The 6,338-nt window shown below is 57.3% G+C and carries 3 protein-coding genes and 4 pseudogenes; 4 read left to right on the forward strand and 3 right to left on the reverse strand.

Features of this window, described 5'->3' with window-relative positions:
* The first annotated feature begins 27 nt into the window (after positions 1–27).
* Positions 28–1,119, forward strand: a pseudogene (locus QN224_RS29155) (IS701 family transposase).
* 138 nt (positions 1,120–1,257) lie between these two features.
* Here QN224_RS29155 and QN224_RS29160 read toward each other — a convergent pair.
* The 3 genes and pseudogenes from QN224_RS29160 to QN224_RS29170 all read right to left on the reverse strand — a co-directional run bounded on the left by QN224_RS29160 (position 1,258) and on the right by QN224_RS29170 (position 3,106).
* Positions 1,258–1,995: an IS5 family transposase gene (locus tag QN224_RS29160; protein WP_283979504.1), complete on the reverse strand. Its 738-nt coding sequence runs from the start codon at positions 1,993–1,995 to the stop codon at positions 1,258–1,260.
* 686 nt (positions 1,996–2,681) lie between these two features.
* Positions 2,682–2,934, reverse strand: a pseudogene (locus QN224_RS29165) (IS481 family transposase); the annotation flags it as partial.
* Complete coding sequence (locus QN224_RS29170; RefSeq protein WP_336621132.1) at positions 2,906–3,106, reverse strand: helix-turn-helix domain-containing protein; 201 nt, start codon at positions 3,104–3,106, stop codon at positions 2,906–2,908. The gene QN224_RS29170 and the pseudogene QN224_RS29165, both read right to left, overlap by 29 nt.
* 426 nt (positions 3,107–3,532) lie before the next feature.
* On the opposite strand from QN224_RS29170, the gene QN224_RS29175 reads away from it, so the two are divergent.
* The 3 genes and pseudogenes from QN224_RS29175 to QN224_RS29185 form a co-directional block, all read left to right on the forward strand.
* Positions 3,533–4,279 carry a TylF/MycF/NovP-related O-methyltransferase gene (locus QN224_RS29175; protein WP_283979505.1) on the forward strand — a complete coding sequence of 249 codons (747 nt, stop codon included), beginning with the start codon at positions 3,533–3,535 and terminating at the stop codon, positions 4,277–4,279.
* A 369-nt stretch (positions 4,280–4,648) separates the two neighbouring features.
* Positions 4,649–4,831 (forward strand): annotated as a pseudogene (locus QN224_RS29180) (transposase); the annotation flags it as partial.
* Positions 4,832–4,868: 37 nt separating this feature from the next.
* Positions 4,869–6,098: pseudogene (locus QN224_RS29185) on the forward strand (MFS transporter); the annotation flags it as partial.
* Between the last annotated feature and the right edge of the window lie 240 nt (positions 6,099–6,338).

Raw genomic sequence — 6,338 nt, forward strand, 5'->3', positions numbered from 1 at the left:
TTAATCCTCGGTTAACGATGATCGGCCATCTTTGGCACTTCTACAGGATGGCAGAAACAGGATGTTGCGCTGACGGAATGGCTGAAGCCGTTCGTTAGAAGCTTGGCCACAAGAAGCGTGCCAGATGTGCCCGATCTATGTTTCGGGCCTGATCGGGCCGGGAGATCGCAAGAGTATCGAGCCGATGGCGGAGCGCCTGGCACCTGATCGCTACGACCGCCTGCATCATTTCTCGGATGGCATTTGGGACGCCGGTCCGCTTGAGGCGGAAGTGGCGGTGCAGGCTGACAGAATAGTCGGGGCTACGGATGCTTTTCTGGTGATCGATGACACAGCTCTTCCGAAGAAGGGCGACCACTCTGTTGGGGTCGCACCACAATATGCATCGAGGCTGGGCAAGAGATCCAACTGCCAGACGCTGGTGTCATTGACGCTGGCACGCGACGAGGTTCCTGTTCCCGTTGGCCTGCGGCTGTTCCTGCCCGACAGTTGGACCAGTGATCAGGATCGGATGGAGCCGGCGTTCCCGAGCTATTGCGCATATCCCGCACCAAACCGGAGATCGCGCTTGACGAGATCGATCTGCTGATTGCCGCGGGCGTACGGTTTGGCACCGTGCTTGCTGACGCAGGTTACGGTCTGTCGGCCGCTTTTCGCCAGGGTTTGAGTGCGCGGGGTCTCACCTGCGCCGTCGGCATTCCCAAGCATCAGAAGGTTTATCCCCAAGGTCGATTGGTAGCGCGCTTTGCTGCCGTCCGCATTCGGATCGCTGATGGCAGCCCCCAACGTATCCTCGACAAGGGACAGCAGCATATGCCGGGCGAGGAAGCCCTGTTAGTTGGCGAGTGGCGCCCAAACGATGAACGCAAATACTACCTGTCCAATCTTCCAGCAGAGGCGACATTAAAGCAGCTGGCGGCGGCCATCAAAGCCCGTTGGGTCTGCGAGCAGGCCCATCAGCAGATGAAGGAAGAACTCGGTCTCGATCACTTCGAAGGTCGATCATGGCAAAGCCTCCACCGACACGCACTGATGACAATGATCGCTTATGCCTTCCTGCAACATCAGCGCCTACACAAGGCAAAGCGGGAAAAAAAGGAACAGACGCGGTCCGCCTAAACCGACACTGCCAGCCATCCGACGCGCCGTCATGCCGCGCTCTCAAACCACCATCCACCACAACGATGTCCACACTGCCGTATCAGGTTCCAAATAACCCCAAAATAAATTCTGCCAAAGTAGTGCTAGGCTCCAGCCTCAATCAGTCCACCAGATGACGATGGCGGCGATGAGGATTGCCGCTTGGAAGTTTGTTGCGAGCTTGTCGTACCGAGTTGCGACGCGCCGCCAATCCTTGAGCCGGCAGAACATGCGTTCGATGATGTTGCGGCTGCGGTAGGCGCGTGGATCGAATGGTGTCTGCGCTTGCGTGTGAGGTTGTTGGGGAATGACGGCGATGGTCCCGCGGACGGCCAGGAACTGGCGCAGGGCGTGGCTGTCGTAAGCGGTGTCGGCGGCCAGGAAATAGGCTGGCTGCAACTGCTGCAGCAAAGGCATCGCCGCGCGGACATCGCCCAACTGCCCTGGCGAGATCTGCAGACCGAGCGGGCGGCCACGGCCATCCCACGACGGCGTGGATTTTCGTCGCCGGCCGCCGCGGGAGCGGCCGATCCCTGCGTTTGCGCCCCCCCCTTTTCCACCGGCGGCCGAGCGATGCAGCTTTGCCGGCGTCGAGTCGATCATTTGCATGTCACACCGACTGGTCTCGACAAGGGCATTGAAGAGCTTCTGCCAGAGCCCCCGTCCGGCCCAGCGGTGAAAGCGGTTGCAAATGGTGGTCGGTGGACCATAGACAGCAGGACAATCCTGCCAACGGCACCCGACACGCAGCACGTGGACGATGCCGCCGATGACACGTCGGTCATCAACCCGGCGGGCACCGGGCCGGTTCTTTGGCAACAGCGGCTCAATCGCAGTCCATTGCTGATCGTTCAACCAGACTCGCTTGCCATGATCGAAACGCCAATCTTTTCAGGAGGGAATCATGGAAATCACATCACATCAATATCCTATTGAGTTTTGACCCCAGGATCGCATCTGCGCGAAGCCGATACCGGTGTTTCTTTGCGATGGCGAACACCGTTCCGCAGGTGACCGAGGGACCATTCATAGCATGCCTGTCCAACCGTGCGTGCGCCATGTATTCTGATGGCGAGGCCGAGCTGCATTGCAGGCTCCCTTGAGTGCAATTGTGCGGCCGAATTGTGAAGGAAGGAAAAGAAAACTGCAGGGCATGGAGCGACACGCCACGATGTAGTTTTTCTGCTCCACTGCAGGCAGGCTTGTGCTCATCATTGCAGACATGACGAGCAGATTTGCACCGAGTCGAGGCAATCTATCTTCCGCGCCGCTCGGCTAATCGGCGCTGAATTCAGGGTAGGGTGGTCTGGCCAGAGGCTGCGGGAGGAGATTAGCGTCTCACGTTAGGGAGCGCGCTTTTGCAGTGGCGCTGCTTTGCATCTCGTCTGCCCCACTGCGTTTCGACCGCTCAACACGTGCGGTCGGTCATGACCGCCCAACAGTATTCATTGGTGTTGCGGTCAGGGCTGAGGAAATACCAGTTCCGGCGCGCCAGGACGGCTACGGGTCCCATTACCGAGCCAGACGATTTCGGCGGCGGCATGCATGAAGCTGACGAGCCAAATGCCGTCGTCGACTTCCGTGATGCCGAGTTTTTGGCCCGCCGCGCGATCGAGATGTTGATCTTCTTGCGATAGATGCAGATGCGGCCGCAATTGGTGACCAGCGCGTCTCTGGCATGGAAGGGATGTCGATCTCCGGCAGGCCGGTATAGCTGCGCGATGACCCTGCGTAGAGTTCTGCGGGAGCCTTCATCGCGAGCGCCTCATGCGGCCGTTCGGCATTGAATTCGCTGGTTGAAGATCTTGTAGCCGGTCTTGCGCGAGGTGCCGAACTCCCGGCACACATCGCTCATGCCTTCGCCCTCCAGGAGGCGGGCGATAAATCGTAGACGTTCCTCCATCACCGACGTCTCTTTCCACGGCATCAACACCTCCCCGCAAAAAGCGAAAAAAGTGTCACCCATGTCTTCCGTACGAAACGTCACCTATCTCTCAGGTCGAGCAGATGATAACTTGCAACGTCAGCGCCCGGTCCAGCGGGCGCAATCCAATCGAGTCGAGGGGCAGCTTCGTCGGAACCGGCCCGTCGACAACATGACCGTGCACCGCTTGTCGCAGGTGCTCCGGTCCAGCAGCGCCTGCAACATCCTTGATGTTAGATTTGTATGCAAAAACGTTACTGTAAATTCAAGAATCGTGGTGCGCACCTCTGCTAGTATGCCCATGAGCATAAGCTTTGACGTGCAAGGCGAAACTGGGCCACCTGCTTTGCCCTGCACACCGCGCGGCGGTGGGCGTCGGAGTGGGAATGACCGGGTGCCTTGTTGAGAGCCTGGAAGGCAAACAATGAGCCTTGGAAGATGCAGCTTCGTCTTTTGTGAGGAAAATCGATGACAGTAGTTCTGCCGGAATTTGGGGAGGCGCCAGAGAGGTCACGGGGCAGGAACGTTCGCGCTGGCTATCAGCGCGGGCGTGGCCTTCGGTCTGGCGATCTGGTAAGTCAACTGCACCAGGATAAGCTCTACAACAAGGCCATGAAATTGGCCCGAAAGCGTACAATAGTCGCCGAGCCGAAGCGCTTGAATCTCTATCTGATCTTGCGGTTCGGCTTCGAGGGTCTAGCACCCGGCCACATTGTGGAATTCGGCTCGTATCGAGGAGGAAATGCGCTCTTTATGGCGGCCGTTTGTCGGGAACTCCATCCCGGAATGCAGGTGTACGCGTTTGACACCTTCGAGGGAATGCCGGCAACGGACCCGCAACGGGACGCGCACAGAGCGGGGGATTTTAAGGATGCAGGCTATGAAGAGCTACTCCAGCTCATAGAGAAGGAGAAAATCGACAATCTCCATCTTGTCCGGGGGCTATTTGAGGACACCGCCGAGGCCGCATTGAAGGCTATCAGCTCAGTCCGCCTCAATCATATCGATTGCGATATCTACAGCGCCGTGAAGTACAGCTATAACGTGTCTGAAAAATATATGGTCGACGGTGGCTATTGGGTGTTCGACGACCCCCTTTGCTCGGGCTGCATCGGAGCGATGGAGGCGGTCGAGGAAACGCTGATTCAGCGGGATGGCCGCTTTGCGGAACAGGTCTATCCACATCTCGTTTACCGGAATTGGCCGCCGAACTGACTCGATGTCTCGTGAACTCGACATCTAAATCCGTAACGACCAGAGGATACGATTGCGTCGTCGCTGCCGTGCAGGTAGCCGCCCCGTCGGTAGATCAGCCACCGCGGTCCGCCCCTGCCGCCGCAAGCGGGATATTAACGCAGCCGTCCCAAGCGGCGACCGTATGAGTTTGACTAGGCTCGATTGACCGAGGCGTGTCACGCGATCGGGCCCAGCTCTGGATTCCGCCGCCAATTGGAGCAACACGATGCCGCCATAACACACCTCTTGACCTCGGCATGGTCATGGGAGTCTGGGATCAAACATTTAGAGTTCGGCCCATAAAAGTGCGGGCGCAGGAAGAAGCAGAGACTTACGGAAGAGCAGGTTATTGCGGTGCCGAAGGAGCAGGAAGCTGGCGCGAAGGTGGCCGACCTCTGCCGCAAGGACGGGATTTTCGGAAGCAACTTTTTACGATTGGAAAGCGAAATACGGCGGCATGGAGGTTTCCGAGGCGAAGCGCCCTGAAAGCCGCTCAAAGAGAGGAATGCCAAACTGAAGAAGCTGCTGGCTCGTGTTAGCATCACGATTAATGATAAAGCTTGCGCCCATGCCCAAAAGAACATCTCCGCTGATACCACTTCAATGTAAAGCGTTTCGTTCCCTGTGGTCTGCCACGCTCGTTTCGAATCTCGGTGGACTGGTCGAAGGGGTGGGTGCTGCGTGGCTGATGACAGCCTTATCGACGTCCTACAGTATGGTAGCGCTCGTCGAGTCATCGACCACGCTGGCGCTTATGTTTTTTTCCCTTACGTCAGGAGCGCTCGCCGATAACTTTGATCGCCGCCGGATCATGCTGTTCGCTCAACTGCTAAAGTTATGCATATCTGCGTCTTTGGCATTTCTCGCCTACGCAGGTGCATTGACACCCTGGCTACTACTAAGCCTTACGTTCCTCACCGGCTGCGGTGGGGCGTTGTACAATCCATCATGGCAAGCTTCGATGGGAGATATAGTTCCCCGTAAACACCTACCAAGCGCGATTGCCCTCAACAGTATGAGCTACAATCTCATGCGCAGCGTTGGACCGGCGATTGGTGGTATAATCGTCGCAACAGCCGGTGCAGCCGTTGCGTTTCTGTTTAATGTGCTGTGCTATTTCGCCCTTATCGCCGCCCTCTGGCGATGGAAACCGGAGACAGCAAATCATTTGCTCCCGCGGGAGGCCTTCAGTAGTGCTATGGCCGTAGGCTTCCGCTATGTGCTCATGTCGCCAAACCTCCTCAAGATGATGTTTCGGGGGTCCGTATTCGGGTTCAGCGCAGTCGTCATTCTGGCTTTGTTGCCGCTGATCGCTCGTGACCAGGAAAAAGGCAGCGCTATTGCCTACGGCATCATGCTCGGCTTCTTTGGTCTGGGGGCAATTTGCGGTGCGCTCTTAATCGAAAAAATTCGGGAAGCCCTCGGCAATGAGTGGGTTATTCGAGGCGCTTTCTTCACGCTGGCAGCCAGCTCTTTATGTCTGGCATGGAGTGAACACTTTTGGCTGAGCTGTCTGCTTCTCATGCCCGCTGGTGTGGCATGGGTACAGGCATTCTCCCTGTTTAACGTCACGGTTCAACTCTCAACACCACGGTGGGTTGTGGGTCGCGCGCTCTCACTTTATCAAACGGCTACGTTCGGTGGGATGGCGGCAGGCAGCTGGATCTGGGGCGAATTGGCGGACAATCAAGGTGTTTCTGCAGCCTTGCTCGTCGCGAGCCTTATTCTTGTTTTCGGTGGGTTGCTCGGCGTATTTCTCCGCCAACCTAATTTTGAGGGCCTGGAACTCGAACTAACTGAGCGTTTTTGTGGGGATCGGCAAGTCTGCCAAGCACAAGGATGCTGCCGGGAAACTGATCGCCGCCATGGCGACCCGTGAGTGGCAGCAAAAGATACTCGACCTCAATGGCCACGCCCGGTCGTCGAGACGTGGACTATTCGTAAGCGCGAATTTCCCCGCACCTTTTGCTGTTGAGTGCTCTGATGCATGAGGTGTCCACCAAAATAGGTGGACACCTTGTGATGGAAGAAGATGATC

The organism is Sinorhizobium sp. 7-81 (assembly GCF_030124405.1).
Taxonomy (GTDB): domain Bacteria; phylum Pseudomonadota; class Alphaproteobacteria; order Rhizobiales; family Rhizobiaceae; genus Sinorhizobium; species Sinorhizobium psoraleae.